Origin of the sequence: Paenibacillus sp. JNUCC32, assembly GCF_014863545.1 — a bacterium.
Lineage (GTDB): Bacteria > Bacillota > Bacilli > Paenibacillales > Paenibacillaceae > Paenibacillus_AQ > Paenibacillus_AQ lautus_A.
This window is the reverse complement of record NZ_CP062260.1, coordinates 2,349,124-2,371,784: the sequence shown is the minus strand read 5'-3', so window position 1 is coordinate 2,371,784 and position 22,661 is coordinate 2,349,124. Positions and strand designations below refer to the sequence as shown.

Below are 22,661 nucleotides of genomic sequence, written 5' to 3'. Positions count from 1 at the left end.
GGAAGAAAAAGATGTTTGACCAAGTTTCCGTTCTGATTCCCTACCAGTCGGATCAAGGCGGGCCGAGGGATGCTGCGCTTAGGTGGGCGCTGGATTTCTACTCACGGACGATGCCGGGCATAGAAGTATGCATCGGTGAGGTCTCCGGTAATCCATTCAGCAGGTCGAAAGCCATTAACCGCGCAGCCCGCCAAGCAACCAGAGATGTATTCATGATTGCCGACTGTGATATCGTATATGATCCCAACCTCGTGCTGGAAACGATATCTTACGTGAATGATCGTCAATGGGTTATCCCCTTCAGTCGTATATTACGGCTGCCGGAGGACATCTCGCAAATGATCCTGTCTCAAACAGCGGATTGGCCGATCCCAACGATACTGGGAAATAGAGATGAGAACAGCGCTTATTATCTGGGAGGGTTGAATGCATTAAAACGAAATGCGTTTGATGCGGTGGGGGGATATGATGAACGGTTTATCGGCTGGGGCGGGGAGGATGAGGCCTTCGCATACGCAATGGACACCCTTATCGGTACCCACGTTCGATTGGACGGTGAAATGGTGCACTTTTGGCACCCGTTTGTTGGACCAGAAGGCAATCCCCATTATGAAACCAACTATGCCTTGTACAAACAATACAAGGAGGCAAGGGGGGATGTTCAGTCTATGCGCAAACTGATCGGCAGAGGTTAAGCGTAAGGGCCAGAACAGGAAGGAGAGGATATTCCATGAAGCTGTCGGTCATTGTACCGGTTTTGAATGAAGAAACGTTTGTCCCCTTATATATAGAAAGCGTGAGCCGTTTTGCTCATGAAATCATTATGGTCGATGGAGGAAGCACAGATGGCACTTTGAAGCATATTGAGCGCTTGCAGGATCGTTATCCAATCCGGTTGTTTCGTTTGCAGCAAAATGGAATGCCTTACACCGATGATTGGAATGAATCCCAAGTACGTAATTTCCTGATCGATCAAGCTCAGGGAGACTGGATTATGAATCTGGATATCGATGAATTGATGGATGATCGTTTTCAAGAAGCGCTGCCGGAGCTTATGGCCAACGCTGACGTGGATATTTACCAGTTCCCATTCGTCAATTTTTGGGGAGATCCGTGGACCATTCGAGTGAATAGCCCAGGGGATGAGCGATGGTCCAATGATATAACGAGAATGTGGAGGGCGAATAAAGGGATTCGTTATCGTAATGAGAAGCATCATTGCACGCTTGAGGCGGCAGAAGGGCAGAGCATATGGAGTATTCCAAGAGGGCGAAGCGATGTGAATATATACCATTATCATTATGCTTTGGGACGTAAGATCAAATTTAATGACAACCGGAGAAAAGACGTTAATTTACTTGAAAACGAAGGCGTGCCAGATTGGAGTTTTAAGCATTCGGAATACGAGATAACCACAACTCCCTTTCAAGGTCGTCATCCAGAAGTCATTCGGCGTTACTTAAAGAAAATGGCAAAAGAGCCTCATTCAAATTAAACGCCATGACCATGCTTCTGAACGAACTTCAGAAGCATGGATGGGTTTTTATTCTCCAGTTATTTAGGGAGTTCCGTTTTATACTATACGGTCGATATATCCCTTGTAAGAGACATGACATTACGTACGGTATGAGTCACAAGAGCATCCCCAAACACCTTGATATCGGGCAAGTTGGATTGAAGAGCTTTGAGCCGATGATCATGATAACAAAGCGAATCCGCTACAAAATGGTCGGAACGCAGGTAGGGGTAAACATCGGTTGAACCGCAGTATATTACATGATCAAATGTGACTTGAGAGAATAAATCGATCCGGTTAGTGAAATACAGTCTTGGACCCACCTTGCGAGTTCCGATTATCGGTTTGCCGTGGTATTCATGCGCATATACGATGACATACAAGTCCTCATCCTCCGTCAATCCCATGACGATTTTCTGCCAGCGTTTGGAGTGGGCATCCCATACTTTATCACCCAGAACCAAAGCGAACTTCTTCCCTGTCACATGAATCCGATTGGCGATTTCCTGCGGATGATCCGCCAAATGAAACAGGCTGTGAGGACCTTTCGGCAATCTCCAGGTTTTGTTCCATTTCTGCTCGTAGTATGCCTTGTTCTTTTCCCACAACGAATCGTATGCTTGGGGCCTCAGTTCTTTAATGGTGGCACTGCCGTAATGATATACAAAAGCATCTTCGACGATAGCCAGACGGTAACCTGCATTGCGCACCCGTTCACAGTAATCATCATCCTCGAACATGCCAATTCCATAGGCCGGATCAAGGGAACCAACCTTATCCCATACACTACGCTTCATGGCAACACAGAAGAATCCAAGCAAATCGGTATATCTGATTTTCTCATGGTACAGCTTATAGAAATCATGCAACCAACGAACATCGGCACCGTATACCGCGTCGCCGATGAAATGATCCAACGCTTGATCATTACCCACATAATTGGACATCGGGCCCGTCATTCCGATTTGCGGGTCTTCGTGAAATGGCCGGAGCAATCGGGTAATCCAGCTGCCATCAGGTACTAGCGTATCGTTGTTAAGCAAAATCATATACTCACCTGTTGATTCCAGGCATCCGAGTGTGTTCCCTGCGGAAAAACCAAGATTTTCCGGAGACGAAATAACTTTAACCAGCGGGTTGTTAAGAGCTTTAAGGTGAAAAGAAGTTTGATCCGTCGAGGCATTATCGACGATAACAACTTCCAGGTTTGGATAATGTCCCTTTTGCAGCAAACTGCGGAGACATTGCTCGGTGTAAGACCATTTATTGTGAACGACAATAATGACGCTAACCTTAGGAAACAGATGCTGTGTAATGTAGTCGTTTAGAACCTGGTATCTTTGAACCCAGTTATTATGACGGGCGAATTCTTGCCTTCGTTTGATCTGCTCGGTACCGGATTCCTGAAGTGCTTCATGAATTGCCTGTTCGAATTTATCCGGCGTATCTGCAATGGAGACCATATCGGAAGCAACGGCTTCAACCTCTGGCAGGTCGGTAGATACGACTGGTTTTCCAGCCGCAAGATATTCGTACAGTTTGACAGGATTTGTAGCCTTGGTGAGCATATTCTTCATGAAAGGAATTAATGCAACTTGAAATCGATGTAAATAGATTGGCAGCTCATGATAGGGCTTCTCGCCCAAAAGTACGACATTGTCCAGCTTCTCGACGTCAGTGGTATCACAACCAAAGGTGTGTCCAATCAGAACGAATGTCCATTCGGGTCTGTTTCTGGCCACTGTTTCGATCAGGCGTATATCGAACCAGTCGGATATCGCCCCGTAATAACCGATAATCGGCTGCTTTAAGGACTTCAGCTCCGTCAACGATTGTTCAGGCGGTTTTAAAAAATGAGAGATATCAGCGGCATTGCGGATAAGGACCGTGGATGGATTATGTTCAATAGCCCAATCGTACAAATGCTGTGAGGACGTTACGACAAGCCCGGCCACCCGAAGCAGGCGTTCCTCCTGATGGAGCATGGCAGGATCATTGGTCGAGAAACCCGCATGATGATCCATGCAATCATACACGATATGATGTTGCTCCATGGCCGTGACAAGAGGAGTCCAGAACGGTAAATCGACAATCGATACCATTTGGGATATCCCGAATTTGTCTCGTACATGCTCTATAGACCATTTTAGGTACTGGATATCCCAGCTGCTCATCTCATCTTTATATAGATTTAGAGGTTTATGCGCGCACAAAGTAACGAGCCATACGTTTCGATCGATGTTCTTAATCGAGACAAAACGTCCTACCTCTTCTTTGGAAGCCTCTTCCTTGCGCAAACCGATGATCTCCGTGGTTACATAGAAAACACGATGTCCCTGTTGAGCGAACTGTTCGGATAATTGCTGCGGCCGCTGCCATCTGAATTGCCAATCAATGACGGGAAAACGAATAATGTCGTATAACGGCGCTATCCCGGGTGCAAAAATCTCCGTTACCCGGGGCCCAGCAGGGACAGGGGCAGCCTCGTATTCAAAAGGGGTGACGGATTGTTGATGAGTTGTATGTGATAGGAAAATCGGAGGTACCGGCTGAACTGACCGTTTCTTTTTGTACAATTTATAGTTTGATTTACGAAGCTTAATCTGACGGGGACTCGTGCGATTCGTGGAAGATCTGCGCCGGTTGTTTGTGATTTTATTCAAGAGTAGCCTCCTCTCTCGTGTGTGATTGTCTCTTTAACAAAGTATGTATCACCCCATGTATCTGTATGGGTAGAACACCATCCGGCATTGGTTTTATCAAAATGGGTATGTATGATTCCCGCATTGAAATATCTTGCAACAATTTATACGGATCTATAGTTGTAGGCCCTTTTCTTATCTTTGGCTATTCAGGTTTCCATTGGATGGATTTATACATATTGTACCAGTGACTATATGGAGGGAGGCAGCTAGTGTGAGGAGATATTGGAACCGAAGCCATCAAAAAGATTGCAAATTCATTGTTGGCAAGAGAAAACATAAGCGTGCTAAAAAGCCGATAACGGTTCTGAGCAAGCTAAATCGGTTGCGTCGAAGATTGATTCATAGCATATCTCAAATCAAATTACAGCTCAGACGACTTACCATACGGGTAAACGCTCTTCAGAAACAAGTGGAGGATTATGGCTATGCGGATTGGAATAATGTCATTGCTTATTTAAGATCGCGTCTGAATACTCGAATAACCATCGAAACTCCGGCTGGTTCGATTTTCGGTTCATTGGTGTCTATTGGAGACAATTATATTCAAATCTCGGAGCCTAACGGAAGTATTGCCATAATACCGTTGAGCAGTGTTTTATCTATTGAATAATGATGGACAGGGAGGGAAGAGTGGATGGATTTTTCGGAAATACTGGCAACTTTCCTTGGCAGGACAGTGGAGGTTATCCAGGCCAATCAGTTCCTTCAAGGACAGTTATTATCGGCAGCAGGCGCGTTGATCACAGTTCAGGTTGTAAGCTCAAACTATTTGCCAGCATCAAGGCAGGTCACCATCATCAATGATAATATTTCATTAGTTCGCATACTTCCTTAGTCTTCACTTGAGATGGGGAACTTTGCAATAACTATTTCAAAATATCGCTCATCGAGTTCTTCCATTTCTCATAGTGATTAAGATGCCGATGCGTCATGCTTGAGCTCCTAATTCTTCTATGATACAGCGGTTTAGGAATGTAAACCGGATGGAAGCTTGAAACCTTGGATAACATCTCGATATCTTCGTATAGACGCCCTGCGAACGGGACTGAGGTGTTCCATCCTCCTAGCTGCTTGATTACAGAGATATTGAACATTCTTGGGGCTACTGCCATAGCTTCTACGAGGAGTCGCTCCGCGGACAAACGGGAAGGTCCAGTTCGGACCCCCTGGTAAAGGAGCTGTTTATTCAAACGCTCGACCCATTCAAAATGATTCGCATACAATACACCAACATTCGGTTCCCTGTTTGCTTCATGTAGAAGAACTTCCAGAATATCTGGTGACAGCCAATCATCGGCATCCAGCTCAAGAAACCAGGCCCCGCTTGCCATTTGTAGCGCTAAGTTCAGGGCATGAGCCTTACCCAGATTTTGATGTAGTCTCACTTTATTTATACGCTTATCTATCGGTAATCCCGCCAGGATGCTTGGAGTATCATCACTTGAATGATCATCAACTATGATCAGCTCCCAATCTGTGATCGTCTGTGACAATACGGAGCGAATAGCCCACGGCAAGTATTCACCATCGTTAAATGTGCACAGCGCAATGGTAACTATAGGAGGGATTTGTTTTTCATTTATAGTCTGAACGCGGGATGGAGCATGAAGAAGCGGAGAGATTGCGTTCCATTCCTCTGCTTCCTTCATCCAGGGAGGGGCAGCGCGATGATGGTATAAGATCCCGTCCGAATCTACTTCCTTCCATTCATAGTGGCTGGTTAGCTGGACCTGCTTATCGATCAACACGTATTTCTGGAACGGCAGCTGATCATTGCTCGAAAAACCCGGTGTCTGTCCTTTCATCACGATGCTCGTACGCCATAACAGGGGGCCGCGGGGAGTATGGAAGTTTGGAACAGGTCTTTTGTGTAATGCTATTGGCTGGACTGTTTTGGTTGCGGAAGTCAGTATAAAGCCAGCGGAGCCGTCAGCGCAAGTTTGCAGCCATCGTTCGATTTCTTTCTTCGCCATGGGCTGTACAGTATCTCCGGCACAGAGCGTCATGAACCATGGCGTATTCAGGTTATCGGACAGCGCTTCGTTCATTATTGCTGCGGACTCCCGTTCGTTTTGAATCACGATAGGACGGGCATTTGAAAAAACACGCAAAACCGAGGATACGGTGTTCTCGCTTAAATGAGGATATAATCCAGGTAGAATAAACACCAGCATGGCTATCATGTTCCTTTCTGTATCCTAACCGAAGGTGACTCTATACGGTTGTAATAAGTCATCAACATAGTTCTGTTTATCATATGCCCCCATTGGCATGGGGGATACAAATGCCGATAACTTACTCCATGTTGCGGCGTTTAGGTAAATCGGGAATAATAGAGCTTATAGACCGGAACCCGGGATAGGGGAGGTAGAATCAATGAAAACTCAGAGTGATATCATTCGGCAAGCCCGAGACTTTGCTCGGGCCGTACACGAAGGGGAAGCAAGCGGCCACGACTGGTGGCACATTCAGCGTGTCACCCGCATCGCCCGGATACTGGCTCATCTTGAAGGCGCCAACGTATACATATGTGAGTTATCGGCAGTCCTCCATGACGTAGCCGACGAGAAATTGAACGAATCAAAAGAAGCAGGATACGAGCGGGTTCGCCATTGGTTGGAGCAAGCCGGCGTAGAAGCATCTGATCAGGAGCGTGTGCTGGGGATCATCGGTACGATGTCATTCTCAGGCGGAACAGGGAGTGCTATGCAAACGTTGGAAGGCCAAATTGTCCAAGACGCGGATCGGCTTGATGCGATGGGGGTTATCGGAATCGCTCGTACTTTCGCATATTCCGGATGGAAAGGACAGAGTATGTACGATCCGTCTGTTCCACTCCGCGAGCATATGACCCTGAAGGAATATCGAAAGGGAAAGAGCACGGCCATTAACCATTTCTCTGAAAAGCTCTTGAAGCTGAAGGACCGGATGAATACCGAATCGGCCAAGCTGCTTGCAGATGGTAAGCATCAAAGTCTGGAGCTCTTCCTTGAGGCGTTCGATAAAGAATGGGCGATGGGGAATGAAGCCTACCTGCGGGAATCGCCGATTCATCGCGGGAACGTATCGCGAATCCATATTGCCTTTGATGAGTCGACGGCAGGATCGCTCAGGATCATGCTGCTGTCGAAACCCGGTGAAATCGTAGTGACATTAGGCGATAATCTCATGGCCGGACCGCTTCCGAACGATCATGCTTTCGCCCGTTCGTTCTCCGCCCGAAAGCAGTGGTTTGAGGAACGTTATAACACCGCGCATGCGGAAGACAGGAAATTAACGATGCTGCAGGCAGCGTTCGCGTGGCTGACCTTGCCTCAGCAGATGAAAGAAATGCCATGCCTGATCTGGGCCGGCGATTCCGCGGCGGAACAGCTGGGCCTGCGAAGATTGTTGACCTTAATGCCGGATCATTCTGAGGTAAGATTGGTGAATGCGACAAGCGTGCTTCATCAGCAAAATCCAAATCAATGGTTCAAAGGAACATTTGAAATGAACGCGAATCAGCTCCAGCATGTTCTGGACGCAGCCGAGCCGGTCCCATTGTCGCTGCAAGAGCAGGCTGGTTATCGCGCAGACTGGGAGCGCCTTTTGAGCGAAGGCGGGTTCCTTCGGGTGCTTCAAGGTGATATGCTGTGCACCGTTCCAGAGTCGTACTACGATGAAGAAATTCTGAAAACCGTATACCGCCTTGAAGCCAGGCATGGATTCTTCAAGAAATCCGCTCGGGTCATTGGCGAGGTCATCGGACAGGGGGAATTAACCGTTTCCGACTTTTTCATCGAGTACCGCATACGTCATCTGATTCAGACAGGTGCTTTAGCTTACTCCGGCGAGCTGGATGCCATGCGGCACTACAGCGTCTCGCTTGTGGATGCATCGAGTCCAAAGGAGCAGTGGAGTCATGAACAACGACTGGCTAAGGCTGCGAAGCTGAAGTCGCTGTTAAGTGAAATGATGGAAATGAATCTTACGGAGACAGGCTTCATGGAGGAATTGCGGCAGTTAGATGCAGAAAGCCTAGGATTATCTGAATTGTCCGGCTCGGATGCCGTAAAGGGCAGCATGCAAACTGAAATCGATCAACTGTTGAGCACTTATGAGGATCATAGGATACAACGAGTGTCTTTGATGCGCTCCCTGGAAAAGGCGTTAATCCAGATCGAGGAAACGGCTCCTAAAGAATAGATTAATAAATTCATAGATTATGATTTCATAAAGAGCAGACGATCATTATGAAAGAGAAATGATCACGGAAAGCGGTGGAGACATGGTATTTACGGAGCAAGAGATTCAAACCATAAGAGAACAAGCGCTTGGGATGGACAAGCATAGACAAGTAACTCCCGACGTGCTGAAAACCATATATGATCATCGTTTGTTTCACCTGTTTGTTCCCGACGAGCTGGAAGGAAGGATGACCCCTCTGCCGGATGCAACGCGTATCTTCCAAGAAAGTGCCCGCATCGACGGCAACCTGGGATGGCTGGTTACGATAGGAGCAGGCGGAGGATTCTTTGCCGCGCTGATGAGTTCGGATATCAGCCGCCGGGTGTTTGCGCGCCGCGAAGCGGTGATTGCGGGCAGCGGCATGCCGACAGGTACCGCCAGACAGGTGGACGGCGGTTATATCGTGACTGGCAGCTGGAAGTATTGCAGCGGGTCTACTTATGCCACGACCTTTACGGCCAACGCAGTTGTTGAACAGGATTCCACGCTACAAGATGCCCCTGGCGAGCCGACTGAAGATCAGGGCGAACCCGAGATCCGGTCCTTTATCATGAATCCTGACCAGATCGAAATCCAGCAGGATTGGAATGCCTTTGGCCTTCGGGCAACAGGGAGCCACACCATATCCGCTGTAGAGGCATTCGTTCCGGAAGAGATGACATTCTCGCTTACGGAAACGAAAGGGTATGAGGACGAGCCGATATATCGCTATCCATTCCTTCCGTTTGCTCAAGTATCCTTTGCCGGTGTTGCAGTCGGGATCGCTGAGCATTTCCTTGAAACGGCGGAATCGCTTGCGGTCAAGCGGGGGAGTTCCTCCCATGTGATCGGCAAGCTGAACGAGAATAAAGCGGCATTGCATCTATCGATCGCTGATTTTTATAAGTGGGTAGAAGCGTCATGGGCAGAGTTGATGGCTAACGGTGCCATATCGGATGCCACGGAGGCACATGTAACGGCCCAAAGCATCGAAACAGCTCAAGCAGCGTTATTCTGCGGCCAACAGCTGTTTCCGCTGTTCGGTTTATCTGCTGCCATGGAAGATTCCGAAATCAATCGCTGCTGGAGGGATCTTCAGACGGCATGCTCGCATGCGCTGCTGAGAAGCTATGAATAAAACGAACAACCATGAGCGGCAAGCCGAGCTGCTCATGGTTGTTCGTTTATATGTGGATTATCGCAGGTATACTTAATTACGCTTGCATGTATCTTTGGCCATTATACAAGGAAATAGCGTTGGGATAACGGCAGATGAGACGATGGGGCGCTTGTCAGCTTCTCGCCGTTAACGGTTACGGCGTAGTTCGCCGGATCGACCATGATTTCCGGCGTCTCCCCATTGTGGACAAGATCCGCCTTTCTCACGGTTCGGCAGTTCCTTACAGGCAGGAGCTGCTTACGCAATCCTAATGGATCCAGCGTCCCTAATTGCAGGGAGGCTTGGGAAACGAAGGTGGCGCTTAGCGCTGCCTGAGCGCCGCCATAGCTGCCGAACATCGGCCGATACATATACGGCTGCGGTGTAGCGATGGAAGCGTTGGGATCTCCCATGACGGCATGGACAATCATGCCGCTCTTCAGCACGATCTCCGGTTTAGCTCCGAAGAAGGCGGGTTTCCAAAGTACGAGATCGGCCATTTTTCCTACCTCGACGGAACCGACATAATCGGATATCCCATGCGTCATGGCCGGGTTAATGGTATATTTGGCGATATATCGCTTGATGCGGAAATTGTCCGATTTGGAATCCGGCCCGAGCGGACCGCGCTGCTGTTTCATTTTGTCGGCCGTTTGCCATGTACGGATAGCGACCTCACCAACCCGTCCCATTGCCTGCGAATCGGAACTGGTCATGCTGATCGCCCCGATGTCATGCAAAATATCTTCCGCCCCGATCGTTTCCGCACGAATCCGTGACGCGGCGAAGGCAACATCCTCGGGAATACGCGGATCCAGATGATGGCAGATCATCAGCATATCCAGATGCTCGTCAACCGTATTCACTGTATATGGCATGGTTGGACTGGTCGAGGAGGGGAGTACATTCGGCATGGAGGCAACCCGCAGCAGATCCGGTGCATGACCGCCTCCCGCACCTTCGGTATGGTAGGTATGAATCGCCCGGTCGTTAAAGGAGCGCAGGCTGTCTTCAACATAACCGGCTTCGTTCAACGTGTCGGTATGGATGTTGACCTGCACATCCAGTTCTTCGGCAACGCTCAGGCACTTGTCGATGACGTAGGGCGTGCTGCCCCAGTCTTCGTGGATTTTGAGTCCAGCCGCCCCGGCATGGACTTGTTCGGCCAGCGCTTCGGGACGACTGCTGTTTCCTCGTCCCAGAAAAACCATATTGATCGGCAGTGCATCGGTCGCTTGCAGCATTCGCTGCAAGTTCCATACCCCCGACGTACAATTGGTTGCCAATGTGCCCGTTGCGGGACCGGTGCCTCCCCCAACGAATGTAGTGATCCCGCTCTGGAGCGCGATTTCGACTTGCTGCGGACTGATGAAATGCACATGCGAATCCACGCCGCCGGCCGTTACGATCAAGTTCTCTCCGGAAATGACTTCCGTGCCCACGCCGATGATCATGCCGTCGGTGACACCATCCATCATAAGCGGATTACCTGCTTTTCCGATGCCTCTGATGTACCCGTCCTTAATCCCGATGTCCGCTTTCACGATTCCCCAGGTATCCACAATGATGGCATTCGTAATGACCAGATCCAGTGCCCCTTCCGCGCGGGTCGCGAGCGGATGTTGTCCCATGCCGTCACGTATCACTTTACCGCCGCCGAAGACGCATTCATCCCCATAAACGGTATAATCCTTCTCTATCTCAAGCCAGAGGGAGGTGTCGGCAAGCCTTACCCGATCCCCTGTCGTAGGTCCATACATGCTGGCATAGGTCGCGCGATCGATTGTTGTCATAAGCTCACCATCCCATTGGTTTTTCCGTTCGTCAGACCTGCAAAACCATGAATTTCCTGGCTCCCGCCAATTTGAACAAGCGTCACCTTCGTGATTTCCCCGGGCTCGAATCTTGCCGACAAGCCGGAGGCGATATCGAGCCTGTATCCTTGCGTTCCGTTCCGGTCGAATAACAAGGCGGGATTGCATTCGTAAAAATGGAAGTGCGATCCTACTTGAATCGGACGGTCGCCGCTATTTGTAACCTCACGCGTAATGCGGGGCCGGTCCGGCACCAGCTGAATCGGCTCGTCTCGCAGGTCGTATTCACCTGCAACAATGCCTGAAGGGACCGGAACGCCTTGAATCGGGTCATGAACGCTGACCAGCTTGGTGCCATCCACAAAGGTAGCTTCGACTTGAACTTCCCTGAGGAGATGGGCGACGCCGTCCATCACTTGATCCGCTGACAGCACATGGCGGGCTTCCTCCATTAATTCGGCTACGGACTTACCATCACGAGCACCTTCGACAACAAAACCTGAAATGAGTGCGGCCGCCTCCGGGTAGTTTAATTTCAACCCGCGGGCTAGTCGTTTTTGCGCTAATTCCATTGCCAGAAAAAGCATTAATTTGTCTCTCTCCTGGTAAGTTAAATGCATCTTAGCCACTCCTTTTGCATTCAGATGTGTTAATATTCATAACATAAATAAGGTTTGACATCGATTGACCTGCTGTGCAAAGGTGTTTATTTTGGATAAATGTAGCATTAGACAAAGAAATAGTCAATATTAATGTTATAATACATAACATATAGCTCACGAGTTTTAACGAAACCTCATATGGAATCGATTTCTTTAGGCAATAAAAAAGACCCCGGTTGGGGTCTTTCCAAGTTTTATCTAAATTTCCCGTAATCTTTGATATGAACGTCAATCACGCATTCGACCTGCAGCTTTTGCAATTCTTGCCGCCAGTCCATCTTTTTCCATTGCTCATAGCCAATCCGGTTACGGACGTACCTGCCGATTCCGAGGCTGTCTATCTGATGTTGTTTCATGATCGAGATCATGGCATTTCCTTTTTTCGTGATATATTGGCTGATTCGCTGCTCCAGCTCATGCCGTTCGCGGTCATTGCTTAACCTGGCATCGCCGATGTATTCCAGTACGGACCCGGAAACCTTGACGTAAAACATCACTTTGTCAATGCCCTGGTCTCCGTGCACGACCTTGACTTTTCGTGAGCTGATCAATGAACTGAACATGACGACTTCTTTCTTGTCCTTAGGATCCTCCGATAGATCAATGTTAAGTTGACCTTCTCTGAACTTGCCCTTCAGAAAGGAGAAAATCAATGCATCCTGCGGCTCGATCTTAGCAACATAGCGATCATCTTTAAATAAAGCAATTCCGTTCGTCGTAATGTAGTTCTTGTCATGCTTCTTAATTATTGGAGCAACCGGATCTACGCCCTGATCGAAATAATCCCTGGCAAAGTTGAACAGCGTTACCTTGGGAATGGTCTGACCGAGCGCCTCCTTTTCAAGCAGCATGTCGATATACCGCCCTGTTCGCGGATGCTGCTTGTAATCGTCTATTAACAGTTCGCCGGCATTTCCTTCAACCACGCTTATTTTTACTTGAGATGATATGGAAGGATCCCTGTACAAGGTATCCAGATGTCCGTGCAGCCCCTGTTCCGCCATCGAAAGCCCGAACAGGACGTTCCGCAATTGCCCGCTTACCAGCAGCATGCCGGTTTGTCTGGACATAATCATCTTCGCTTCTTTGCTGCTCTTGGCCGTTGCCGTCAGCACTTCCCGCTTAGAGGTAGTTTCCGGGTCCGCTTGCGGAATGGAGACCGATATCGATAAATTGCCATCCGGCAGCAAGTCATAACTGGTCGTCTGGATGAACCCCAGATCTTCCAGGATGCGTTGATCGCCGCAGCCTGCTAGAGGAAGGATGCATAAGAGTAGGAACAAGCATGCATATTTTTTTAACATTGCGCATCACGCTGCCTTTTTCTGCGCTGCCACAGCAGCAGCATAATTAGTATCAACGGCATGATGTAAGCAAACCCGATTTGGATGTAACCCAGAATCAGAAGCCACTCCCGGATTCGGTTCAATACGGAGGGTATGTAGGATATCAGCAGTGCTGCAAGAATGATAAAGAAATACTGCACATTCATCTTGATTTTTGGAAATACACGTTGGGTGCTTTCGCCCGCTGCCCAGAAATAAAGCACTAGCGTAATGAGGGTCGTGAACAGGAAGAAGCCGTAAAAAAGATTCTCGATTCGCTCGATAAACGGAAGTTTGATATACGCCAGCAAATCCAGTAACGGGAACAGCATGACCTTCAGCATATCGCTGCCAACGACGCCAAACGAAACAAAGCCGAGGAGGGTATAGGATACCGAACGTATCAAATTTCCGTAGATGACGGCCCTGAACAATTTGGTTTTCTTATCGGTATAGGGAAACAACAGTAAGCATAACTCATAACCCAAGTATGCCAAATAGATTTGAAACATTCCTTCCAACATGTTGGAACTGTCTTTAAATATATAGGGGGTTAATCTTTCAATACGAAATTCCCCTGCATAATACAGCAGCAGCAAACTCATCCAAATGGTACACCAAAAAAAGACCGTGGAAGCTTTGGAGATATTGTACAATCCCTTGGTCAGCAGCATGAAAGCGAGGACATCGATTGCTATCTTGAATACCATCGGGTTGGTTGTCGGGAATGCAAACATCTGAAAGATCAGCACGTACTGCTTGGCGACGAGGCAGCCGATCAAAGCCCATACCGTACTGATCGCCAGATAGAAGGGGGCCAGTATGAACTTGGGAATGCTTTTCTCCAGAATGACGAAAATCGACTGTCCTTCGCCCAGCCGGTACACCCAGTACATCTGATAAATGTTCAGACAGACCAGGATGGATGCCGGGATCGTAATAAGCCATCCGTTTGTGCCAAAATATTGGGCCTCCACTTGCGTAATGCTGAATACGTAGACCCCCGTTTGAATCATGTAGATGAGGATCGCAGTGTGAAATTGGGATAGTTTTTCCTTCAAGTTGCCTCACCTTTTCATTTTTAATTTGACCTTGTTTTTGGCTTTGACTTGGGTAGGCCGCTTGGCCAATGTGGAAAAGGGAAGTCTTAGAAATACGTCTTTCCAGTCATACGGCTCGAATGGTGCGATGGGTGTTAGATAGGAGGAGCCGACACTCGTCAAGCCGCTTAAGTGAATGACCATATAGGCCAAGCCAAGCGCTAGTCCCATATTCCCCCACAAACCGGCCATTACGATAAGCCCGAAACGGAACAAGCGAAAAGATGCGCTCATAACATAGTTCGGGATGACAAAGGAAGCGATGGCCGAAGAGGCGACGGAGATGATCAGAATATTACTGGTTAATCCGGCTTGCACTGCCGCCTGGCCGATGACGATACCGCCTACGATACCGATAGTCTGTCCAATCTTGGTAGGCAGCCTGGCCCCGGCCTCCCGCAGCAGCTCGATCGTCGTCTCCATGAGCAGCGCTTCGAAAATGGGAGGAAACGGCACTTTGCTTCTGGACTCCGTCAGCGTAAGGATCAGATTCTCGGGAATCATTTCATAGTGAAACGAGGTAACCGAGACATATAGGGCCGTCAACGTCACCGTTATCAAAAGGGCTGCAAACCTTAGGAACAAGGTCGCCGTACCAATGCTCCACCTCTGGTAATAATCGTCGGAAGACGAGAAAAATTCAAAAAAGTTGGCGGGCGCGGTAAAAGCAGTGGGACTTCCGTCCATAATTCCAACGACTCGTCCCGAAACCAGCTTGGAGGCAATGGTATCCGGCCGCTCTGAGGTCAAAAATTGCGCAAAAATCGAGTACGGATCATCGTCAATGCACTGGATCAGCATGTTTGTATCGTGAATGGCATCAATCTCTATAGCTTCGACCCGCTTTATTACTTCTTTGACGTATTTCTCATTCGCGATGTCCTGGATATACAGAACATAGATATCCGATTTCGTAACTTCGCCGACGGAAAGTTTGATGACCTTGAGATGAGAACTTTGCACTCTCTTGCGGATCAAAGACAGATTCGTATAGGCTTGTTCGGTAAACGCTTCATGCGGTCCGATAATGATGGATTCCGTTTCGGATTCAGCCACCGTCCGGGATGTCGGGAAAATAACATCGATCATGAAAGCTTGATCTTCATAATAAAACGCGGCCATACCGCTTAGAATACCTTCCACATAGGTTTTCGAATCCGTTATATGCTCATATTGTGATTGCTCCGTCAACAAATCGAGCGGGTTTTCGGAATTCAAAATGGGAGGAAGCAGATCCCGCTCCAGCCGATCCTCATTGACCAAATGGCTGAAATACATAACATGAAGGCGCCCGTGAAGATAGATCTTATGGACAAAGTCGGCCGAATCGTCAAACTGATCCGCGACATGCTTCAGCGTCAGCGAAACCTCTTCCTGGGGGTTGGGATCCTGTTGATTATATAGAGAAGTGCTGGATTCAGAATGCTCATGAGTGACCAAAAAAATAGATTTTAATCTCTGTTTCATCCCCACGCGTACTCACCTCGGATTCATGCATAGTCCGTCACAGTGTGTGTATTTTTCAAAAGAATTATCCAACGAATCCCAAGTCAGGAATAAGAAGAGCGTCCGCGGGAATCTTAGAATCAGGCAAAGTCTGCCAATCTCTAGGAGGAGGAATAACATGCTGGGGACCCTTTTATTCGCTAGCATTTTGTCGCTCGGGGTCACACCCGTTAATGATCAGGCGACTATGGAATCTTCGGAGTTTTCGTTTCAGCAGGCTATTTTTGAAAGCGGTGCCGGGCTGGCAGAGGAGGCGATAAGGGCTTGCGAGAAGCGTTTCGGCAGAGAAATCCAGCTCCCGCCGCAAGTGCCTGCCGTAGCTTTTACGCATCAATATGGTCGTTGTTATGGCACGCATGCCGGACTTGACGAGCATTTGGAGATCCATTATCGAAACGAATTTAAACCCGAGAACGACTACAGGATCGAGTTATATCCCGTTGAGAATAGACAGCAGCTGGAACACCTATCGTTTCAAGCATTAGAATTGACGGAGCAGACAACCGCTAAATTCTACAAAGGTCCGCTCAATACGCTGCAGCTGTTGGTATTTGAAAAGGCGGATTGGCAATATCTCATAACTACAGCAAATCGAGCTTCCACAGAGATCGGACAGCGTGAACTGACCGAAATTGCGCAGTCTTTGATTCATGCCGTGAACAGAAGAGAGCCTGCTTATGCCAAGTGGGGAACCTTAGCCGTCACCGAAACCAAGCGGAAATATAATATGGACGTCGTGGATTATTTGTATATGGGCAGAACCAAGATATCCAGTGTTTTGGCGGAGGAGAAGTTCAAACTGTGGCTTAAGAAAGGGAACGTTGAATTCGGCGTGTATGTCACGGTTTCGTATCATCCGGTAACCGATCAGATTCTATCGATACGTTATGAGGAAATTTAGCTGAAAATAGCAATTGACGGCAGGAATAACGCCATTTTCAGGAAAAAATAAAGGGCGGCTTTGTTGAAAGTGGTGTTTTCCTGCTGTTCAGACGCATGTATATGGTGTACCATATTTGGTGGAACTTGCCTCGTTGATTTCTACATTATGCGCCAGTAATAGCGATTTAGGAGTGATTCGCTTTGTCGTTTTTAGTCCTTAAGCTCCTATTTGTTCCCTTGATATCGATTTTTATCATGGTATCGTCGGTCTATCTCGGTTATCACACGTCCATTCCTTTGATGCTGCTCACGGCAACTTTGTTGTACGTATCCGTTGTTTTTGATCGAAAGTACGAATGGCTTCGTTATGTTCATTTTCTGTTTCTTGGGGCGTTTCACTATGTAAGTCAATTAAACTGGTGTATCCTCCTGTATTACATACTGATCATTAATACCATTCATAACAAAGAACGATTTAAGGAAACGATGCCGCTGTGCTTCCTGATCATTCTTCAGTATTCCTTAATCCGTCTGACTTACGTGCCGTTAACGAAATACAATGTTCTGGTCTCCGTGTTTGATTGTTTGGCTTCCTTTGTGATTGTGATTTCATTCCACTTTGTTAACTTTCTGGAATCGGAGAAAAAGAAATTATATAAGCAGAACGATTACTTAACGTACCATGATGCATTAACCGGTCTTCTGAATTATGACGGGTATTTGCATAAAGTCCAGCAGCTCATTGAGGTGAACAAGCCGTTTCAGCTGGTGCTGCTCGATATCAACAACTTTAAATCGTTAAATGCAAAGGACATTTCCACCGCAAATGAGATACTGATCAGATTCTCGCGTGCTCTGCGGAGATTGTTCCTGAACGACATGCTGGCCGCCTCGCGCTATGCGGGAGACCGCTTTGCCGTACTGCTACCGGAGCATGTCAACATCGACAGCACCATGTTCAATTTTGAGCATATCGGCGTACAGGTGACGTATAGCATTACTTGCTACCCGCACGAAGCATTAACGTATCAGGAGATCATCAGCACGGCGGAGGATCGGATTTTTCAAATGCGCCGCAATTCCTGGATGAGAAGCCAGGAGGAGATGATCCGTACGGAAAAAATGAAGATGGTGGGGGAGCTCGCTGCCGGAATGGCCCACGAGATACGCAATCCGCTGACTTCGATTAAAGGCTTTATACAGCTTTCCAAAAATCAAAGTTATAATATACAGCCCTGGTATGAGGTTATCATGGGGGAAATCACGCGGGTAGGGGAGCTGACGGCTGAATTTTTACATTTTTCAAAGCCGCATGCCAGCAATATGAGGGTTGAGTCCCTATCGGATTGCATGACGCGCGTTTACTCCTTATGTGAATCCGAAGCGGCCTCGCACGGACATGTGTTTCTGCTCGACTTAAGCGATGAGCCGATCCAAATCGTGATGGACCGGGACAAGATCATCCAGGTACTGATCAATCTGATTCGTAATTCCTTCCAGGCGATGGAAAACACCGGTTCCGTTCGAATCTCGCTTAAAGCAGAAGAGGGGATGGCCGTTGTTCAGATCGAGGATACCGGCAAAGGGATCGCTGATGAAAATCTTGCCAAAATTTTCGATCCGTTCTATACGACCAAGGAAGAAGGGACGGGGCTCGGGTTGTCCCTTTGTCAGAAAATTGTAGAAGATCATGGCGGGAGAATTACGGTACATAGCGAACTGGGCATTGGCACAACGTTTACTTTGCGCATGCCCCTGTCCTAGTAAAAATGGTTGGTAATATCCAAAAAAATAACCTATGATAGGATAGTTGCTTAGCAATCAAGATGGATTGCCAGCAGCATATCACCCATGCATCAATGTGTTGCAAGAGAAAGGAAGTATCTGTCAGTATGTCGATTTCCACCAAAGAAACCGGTTCAGCCATGGTCCTGACTCGCGGAAAGAGGCTGCAGTTTGCCTTGATTCTCGGATCCCTATCGGCATTTGGACCGCTCTCAGTTGACATGTATTTGCCTGCACTGCCTAAACTTTCGGAAAGTTTAGGGTCACCGGCATCGTTAGCCCAATTAAGCTTGACGGCATTTTTGCTGGGCCTGGCGCTTGGACAGCTCGTAGCCGGGCCGCTCAGCGATATACGGGGGAGAAAAGCACCGCTGATCATATCCCTGATTATTTATTCGGTCACCTCCTTACTGTGCGCATTTGCACCGACGATTTGGGTTCTGGTTGCGCTCCGCTTCGTGCAGGGAGCCAGCGGAGCAGCCGGCATCGTCATATCCAGGGCGGTCGTGCGGGATTTATACACCGGCTCGGAGCTGACCAAATTTTTCACTTTACTGATGCTGATCAACGGATTGGCTCCAATTATCGCTCCTGTATTCGGTGCCTTTATTCTGAATTTTGTATCTTGGCGTGGCGTATTCGTCGTCCTGTTTTTGATTGGATTGCTGATGCTGCTTGCCGTATGGTTTGGTCTTCCGGAAACGTTGAACAAGGAGTATAGAGCCAGCGGCGGGATCAGGCAAACCTTTCAAACCTTCGGTACGCTGGTTCGGGATCGCGTGTTTATCGGATATGCGCTCTCCCAAGCGTTCGTATCGGCCGCGATGTTCGCGTATATCTCGGGATCGCCCTTCGTGCTGCAGGATATCTTCGGGGTGACTCCTCAAACGTACAGCCTATTCTTTGCCGTTAACGGGGTTGGTATCGTACTATTCTCCCAAATTACCGGGAGGTTGGCTTCCCGAACAGGAGAAACCAAACTTCTGACGACGGGACTTGTTATTGCAGCCTTTGGCGGCACATCGCTGCTTGCCATTACATGGCTTGGCGGCGGACTGTTTCTCATTGCGCCGATGCTGTTCCTGATCGTCTCTGCCGTTGGGATGGTTAGCGCAACGACAACATCCCTGGCGATGCAGAAGCAGGAAGCCCATACTTCAGGCAGTGCATCTGCATTGCTAGGCTTGCTGCCTTTGCTCTTAGGCGCCGCCGCAAGCCCTCTTGTCGGGCTTGGAGACGGAACGACGGCAGCTCCTATGGGCACCGTCATCGGGATCGCGGAATTACTGGCCGTCAGTTCGTTTCTGTTTCTCGTCATGCCTATTAGCCGCAGGAAAGAGACACAAGTCTCTTTATAAAATCGTACTTTTGCAAAGAAGCCCGCACGATGAATGTGCGGGTTTCTTTTTGTGGTTAAGGAAACAATTCTGAATGAATTACCTAGAATGCAATCATAATACCAAAGAGATGTGTAAACGGGCATAGCAGGAAAAACGCACGAAGACGAGGAAAACACAAAGATAAAGCAGGTGAACCCACTTGAAATGGATGTCGGTCATTAGCCTACTGTTCATGCTCCTGCAAGGGACTGAACCGGAGAACGACAATTTAACGATTACCCAGGAAGGCAAAGTCATGGAAAGCGTGAATCGAAGCGAACATGCGCTTGATGTGTTCCCGCTGCTGGATATGGACAAATACGATCAATGGGTGGATAAACTTGATCGCAAGACGTATATGGAAGCCCGAAATGCCAAGATTGGCAGCAGCGGCCAGATCGTTCCGGGTCAGAACGGCCATCGTCTGGACCGACGCAAGCTATTGGAACAATACTATTCGTATTGGTACGGCACCGGGGCTTCTTCCATCGAAGCGCCGAGGTATCCGATATATCCGAAAGTGGACACCGAGCTTCTGGCTTCCATTCGCGTCAAGCCGATCGGCTACTATGTAACCTATTTTAATTCCAATAACAAAAATCGTTCCCATAACATCGCGTTGGCTGCTCAAGCGATTGACAGCGCAGTCGTATTCCCCGGGGAAACGTTCTCGTTCAATGAGGTCGTCGGCATGAGAACGGTGGACAGGGGGTACAAACGTGCCGGCGTGATCGTAAGAGGCGAATTGTCCGAAGGAGTGGGGGGCGGAATCTGTCAGGTTTCTTCGACGCTGTATAATGCGATTGACCGTGCAGGTTTGCAGATTGTGAAGCGCTACTCCCACAGCCGGAACGTCCCTTACGTGCTGCCTGGTCGAGACGCTACGGTTAGCTGGGGAGGCCCGGATTTTGTCTTTGAGAACGCCTATAATCAACCCATCCTCATTCGGGCATTCGGGAACGGGGGAAGAATGACCGTAGCCATATACTCTTCGGAACTCATCGAATATAAGCCGCGCAATGTACCGAGCATATCCAACAGCCTGCCGGAGGAGACCAGCGACACCAAGCATAATCCGGTAAGCGGCGATTAATCCGGGATTGGATGAAACGATGCCGGTCGCGGACGGGACGACCTATACCATTGCATGCACATCCACAACACGAGAACGAGATCCACGGCATCGCCGCCGTAATACATCAGCATTCCACCAAGCTTTGCCTGCTCGAAAGGAACGCCGTCGGGCGGATGGGCATATAAGTATTTGGAGAGTATCCCGTGTCCCGCCATGGCAATGATCAGGATGAACGCACGAAGCCGAAAGCTTCGGCGGTAGGGAACCACATCCACGTAGATCAAAGAAACCGTAAATAGATATCCGGCTGCAAACACATGAAAATGAACGGCTATATGAAGAATTAGGCTAGAATGCATGGCCGTGAACAACCCGGTGGTGTAGAGGATCCATAAGCCGCCAATATTCAACAAAGCGGCCACCAATGGATGTGAGATACAATGGACGGGATTGCTCTTAAGCAATCGGCTAATTCTTCTTGCGACCGGCACTGGGACTGACCGAAGCAGAAGCGTCATTGGAGCTGAAAACGCAATCAGCAGTGGCCCGAGCATGCCGAGCAGCAGATGCCCAAGCATATGCACCGAGAAATTCGCAGGGGCAAGCCGGGCCAACGGGCCTGCCAGCGATAAACCTATGCAGGTCAATCCCGCAATCCAGCAAACATAACGATGGGCAGGCCATTTGCGGTGGCGTCGGTTGGAAACCGCAGCAGCTGTCCAATAGAGCAGAATTAGGCCAGCGAGGAAGAAACTCATAATCCATTCCCAAGGGTGCCATACAGCAGCGCCTTCGAACATTCCGGCACCATGATGATGAAACGAATGGCTACTCATCTTAGGATGCGGCCTTCCGGGAAGGGACGCGGTTTCGAGTTCGTGCAATGAGTATGATGCCAGCGATGATCATGCCGGCAGCAATCAGATTCCAGACCCAGTCGTAGGGTCTTATATCGACGTAATAACGAATCTGATGCAGTCGCATCCATTTGTGCTGGATGATGCCGTCGTACAGTTGGAAAGCGCCACCGCCTAACAGAATGCCTCCAATCCATCGTTTAGCCCAAAACGCGTTCCTTCGGTGCAGATCGGCAATCAGAAACGAGGAGCCGATGGTAGCAAACCAGCTGAACGCATGAAACAGACCATCAGAGACAAGGCCGATATCGCTTGTAGACTTATCGTAGAAATGATGCCAATGCAGCAATTGGTGAAATACCACCTCATCGATAAATCCGACCAGCCCCAACCCGAACAAGATGCCGGCCCATAGGTTGCGTTCGGCGTAGTTTGAGCGCTGTGTTTGATTTTCATGGGTTTTAGAAGACTTCATTCGTCTCATCCTCTTTCTGTTACAAAATTCTGAAGTCCATCGTTTTACAAAGTGATACTTTCTAAGTTTACCCATTATTACCATATCAATAACTTTAACACCGGGTGGATAAAACGAGTGATATATATTATTCGCTTCGGTAAAGGACTAAAGCTCGTTGTTCATCAGTTAATTAGTTTACATAATGTTATATATGTTAACTGAATTGAACATAT

General features: G+C 48.4%; 18 protein-coding genes. 9 read left to right on the top strand and 9 right to left on the bottom strand.

The window, feature by feature from the left end; genetic code table 11:
• Window positions 1-11 precede the first annotated feature (11 nt).
• Window positions 12-695: a galactosyltransferase-related protein gene (locus tag JNUCC32_RS10590; protein ID WP_192571973.1), complete on the top strand. Its 684-nt coding sequence runs from the start codon at window positions 12-14 to the stop codon at window positions 693-695.
• A 35-nt stretch (window positions 696-730) separates the two neighbouring features.
• Window positions 731-1,495, top strand: coding sequence for a glycosyltransferase (locus tag JNUCC32_RS10585; protein WP_192571972.1), 765 nt, complete (start codon window positions 731-733; stop codon window positions 1,493-1,495).
• Window positions 1,496-1,578: 83 nt separating this feature from the next.
• Here the strand turns inward: JNUCC32_RS10585 and JNUCC32_RS10580 are convergent, their stop codons facing one another.
• Window positions 1,579-4,179: a glycosyltransferase gene (locus JNUCC32_RS10580; RefSeq protein WP_192571971.1), complete on the bottom strand. Its 2,601-nt coding sequence runs from the start codon at window positions 4,177-4,179 to the stop codon at window positions 1,579-1,581.
• 676 nt (window positions 4,180-4,855) lie between these two features.
• Between JNUCC32_RS10580 and JNUCC32_RS10575 the strand changes: the two genes are divergently transcribed.
• Window positions 4,856-5,056, top strand: a complete 201-nt coding sequence (locus JNUCC32_RS10575) for a hypothetical protein (protein ID WP_192571970.1) — start codon at window positions 4,856-4,858, stop codon at window positions 5,054-5,056.
• 31 nt (window positions 5,057-5,087) lie between these two features.
• On the opposite strand, the gene JNUCC32_RS10570 is transcribed toward JNUCC32_RS10575, so the two are convergent.
• Complete coding sequence (locus JNUCC32_RS10570; protein ID WP_228468932.1) at window positions 5,088-6,404, bottom strand: glycosyltransferase family 2 protein; 1,317 nt, start codon at window positions 6,402-6,404, stop codon at window positions 5,088-5,090.
• Window positions 6,405-6,597: 193 nt separating this feature from the next.
• On the opposite strand from JNUCC32_RS10570, the gene JNUCC32_RS10565 reads away from it, so the two are divergent.
• Window positions 6,598-8,406 (top strand): DUF3658 domain-containing protein, encoded by a 1,809-nt coding sequence (locus JNUCC32_RS10565; protein WP_192571969.1) that lies wholly within the window; start codon window positions 6,598-6,600, stop codon window positions 8,404-8,406.
• Window positions 8,407-8,488: 82 nt separating this feature from the next.
• Window positions 8,489-9,565 (top strand): acyl-CoA dehydrogenase family protein, encoded by a 1,077-nt coding sequence (locus tag JNUCC32_RS10560; RefSeq protein ID WP_228468931.1) that lies wholly within the window; start codon window positions 8,489-8,491, stop codon window positions 9,563-9,565.
• Between the two features lie 101 nt (window positions 9,566-9,666).
• Here JNUCC32_RS10560 and ureC read toward each other — a convergent pair whose 3' ends face one another.
• From ureC to JNUCC32_RS10535, 5 genes are all read right to left on the bottom strand, one after another.
• Window positions 9,667-11,379, bottom strand: coding sequence for an urease subunit alpha (ureC, locus tag JNUCC32_RS10555; RefSeq protein WP_192571967.1), 1,713 nt, complete (start codon window positions 11,377-11,379; stop codon window positions 9,667-9,669).
• The gene (gene ureA / locus JNUCC32_RS10550; RefSeq protein WP_192571966.1) at window positions 11,376-12,020 is read right to left on the bottom strand and encodes an urease subunit gamma; all 645 of its coding nucleotides are present in this window, start codon (window positions 12,018-12,020) and stop codon (window positions 11,376-11,378) included. The genes ureC and ureA overlap by 4 nt, the downstream gene beginning before the upstream one ends.
• Before the next feature lie 236 nt (window positions 12,021-12,256).
• Window positions 12,257-13,366 carry a Ger(x)C family spore germination protein gene (locus tag JNUCC32_RS10545; RefSeq protein ID WP_192571965.1) on the bottom strand — a complete coding sequence of 370 codons (1,110 nt, stop codon included), beginning with the start codon at window positions 13,364-13,366 and terminating at the stop codon, window positions 12,257-12,259.
• The gene (locus JNUCC32_RS10540; protein WP_192571964.1) at window positions 13,360-14,448 is read right to left on the bottom strand and encodes a GerAB/ArcD/ProY family transporter; all 1,089 of its coding nucleotides are present in this window, start codon (window positions 14,446-14,448) and stop codon (window positions 13,360-13,362) included. Before JNUCC32_RS10540 ends, JNUCC32_RS10545 begins: the two co-directional genes overlap by 7 nt.
• A 6-nt stretch (window positions 14,449-14,454) precedes the next feature.
• Window positions 14,455-15,954, bottom strand: a complete 1,500-nt coding sequence (locus tag JNUCC32_RS10535; protein ID WP_228468930.1) for a spore germination protein — start codon at window positions 15,952-15,954, stop codon at window positions 14,455-14,457.
• Window positions 15,955-16,111: 157 nt separating this feature from the next.
• On the opposite strand from JNUCC32_RS10535, the gene JNUCC32_RS10530 reads away from it, so the two are divergent.
• The 4 genes from JNUCC32_RS10530 to JNUCC32_RS10515 all read left to right on the top strand — a co-directional run bounded on the left by JNUCC32_RS10530 (window position 16,112) and on the right by JNUCC32_RS10515 (window position 21,132).
• The gene (locus JNUCC32_RS10530) at window positions 16,112-16,894 is read left to right on the top strand and encodes a YqzG/YhdC family protein (protein ID WP_192571962.1); all 783 of its coding nucleotides are present in this window, start codon (window positions 16,112-16,114) and stop codon (window positions 16,892-16,894) included.
• A 182-nt stretch (window positions 16,895-17,076) separates the two neighbouring features.
• Entirely contained in the window at window positions 17,077-18,639 is a 1,563-nt protein-coding gene (locus JNUCC32_RS10525; RefSeq protein WP_145036283.1) for an ATP-binding protein, read from the top strand.
• A gap of 128 nt (window positions 18,640-18,767) precedes the next feature.
• Window positions 18,768-20,018, top strand: a complete 1,251-nt coding sequence (locus JNUCC32_RS10520) for a multidrug effflux MFS transporter (RefSeq protein WP_192571961.1) — start codon at window positions 18,768-18,770, stop codon at window positions 20,016-20,018.
• A gap of 190 nt (window positions 20,019-20,208) precedes the next feature.
• Window positions 20,209-21,132: a VanW family protein gene (locus tag JNUCC32_RS10515; RefSeq protein WP_228468992.1), complete on the top strand. Its 924-nt coding sequence runs from the start codon at window positions 20,209-20,211 to the stop codon at window positions 21,130-21,132.
• Here the strand turns inward: JNUCC32_RS10515 and JNUCC32_RS10510 are convergent.
• Together JNUCC32_RS10510 and JNUCC32_RS10505 are read right to left on the bottom strand one after the other, a co-directional pair.
• Window positions 21,129-21,950 carry a cytochrome c oxidase assembly protein gene (locus tag JNUCC32_RS10510; protein WP_192571959.1) on the bottom strand — a complete coding sequence of 274 codons (822 nt, stop codon included), beginning with the start codon at window positions 21,948-21,950 and terminating at the stop codon, window positions 21,129-21,131. The two genes, JNUCC32_RS10515 and JNUCC32_RS10510, sit on opposite strands and share 4 nt — an antisense overlap.
• Before the next feature lies 1 nt (window position 21,951).
• Entirely contained in the window at window positions 21,952-22,446 is a 495-nt protein-coding gene (locus JNUCC32_RS10505; protein ID WP_228468929.1) for a DUF2243 domain-containing protein, read from the bottom strand.
• Between the last annotated feature and the right edge of the window lie 215 nt (window positions 22,447-22,661).

Coding starts and splice junctions, on each gene's coding strand:
- JNUCC32_RS10590 (WP_192571973.1), top strand. CDS start 12: ATGTTTGACCAAGTTTCCGTTCTGATTCCCTACCAGTCGGATCAAGGC.
- JNUCC32_RS10585 (WP_192571972.1), top strand. CDS start 731: ATGAAGCTGTCGGTCATTGTACCGGTTTTGAATGAAGAAACGTTTGTC.
- JNUCC32_RS10575 (WP_192571970.1), top strand. CDS start 4,856: ATGGATTTTTCGGAAATACTGGCAACTTTCCTTGGCAGGACAGTGGAG.
- JNUCC32_RS10570 (WP_228468932.1), bottom strand. CDS start 6,404: ATGATAGCCATGCTGGTGTTTATTCTACCTGGATTATATCCTCATTTA.
- JNUCC32_RS10565 (WP_192571969.1), top strand. CDS start 6,598: ATGAAAACTCAGAGTGATATCATTCGGCAAGCCCGAGACTTTGCTCGG.
- JNUCC32_RS10560 (WP_228468931.1), top strand. CDS start 8,489: ATGGTATTTACGGAGCAAGAGATTCAAACCATAAGAGAACAAGCGCTT.
- ureC (WP_192571967.1), bottom strand. CDS start 11,379: ATGACAACAATCGATCGCGCGACCTATGCCAGCATGTATGGACCTACG.
- ureA (WP_192571966.1), bottom strand. CDS start 12,020: ATGCATTTAACTTACCAGGAGAGAGACAAATTAATGCTTTTTCTGGCA.
- JNUCC32_RS10545 (WP_192571965.1), bottom strand. CDS start 13,366: ATGTTAAAAAAATATGCATGCTTGTTCCTACTCTTATGCATCCTTCCT.
- JNUCC32_RS10535 (WP_228468930.1), bottom strand. CDS start 15,954: ATGAAACAGAGATTAAAATCTATTTTTTTGGTCACTCATGAGCATTCT.
- JNUCC32_RS10530 (WP_192571962.1), top strand. CDS start 16,112: ATGCTGGGGACCCTTTTATTCGCTAGCATTTTGTCGCTCGGGGTCACA.
- JNUCC32_RS10520 (WP_192571961.1), top strand. CDS start 18,768: ATGTCGATTTCCACCAAAGAAACCGGTTCAGCCATGGTCCTGACTCGC.
- JNUCC32_RS10515 (WP_228468992.1), top strand. CDS start 20,209: ATGTCGGTCATTAGCCTACTGTTCATGCTCCTGCAAGGGACTGAACCG.
- JNUCC32_RS10510 (WP_192571959.1), bottom strand. CDS start 21,950: ATGAGTAGCCATTCGTTTCATCATCATGGTGCCGGAATGTTCGAAGGC.
- JNUCC32_RS10505 (WP_228468929.1), bottom strand. CDS start 22,446: ATGAAGTCTTCTAAAACCCATGAAAATCAAACACAGCGCTCAAACTAC.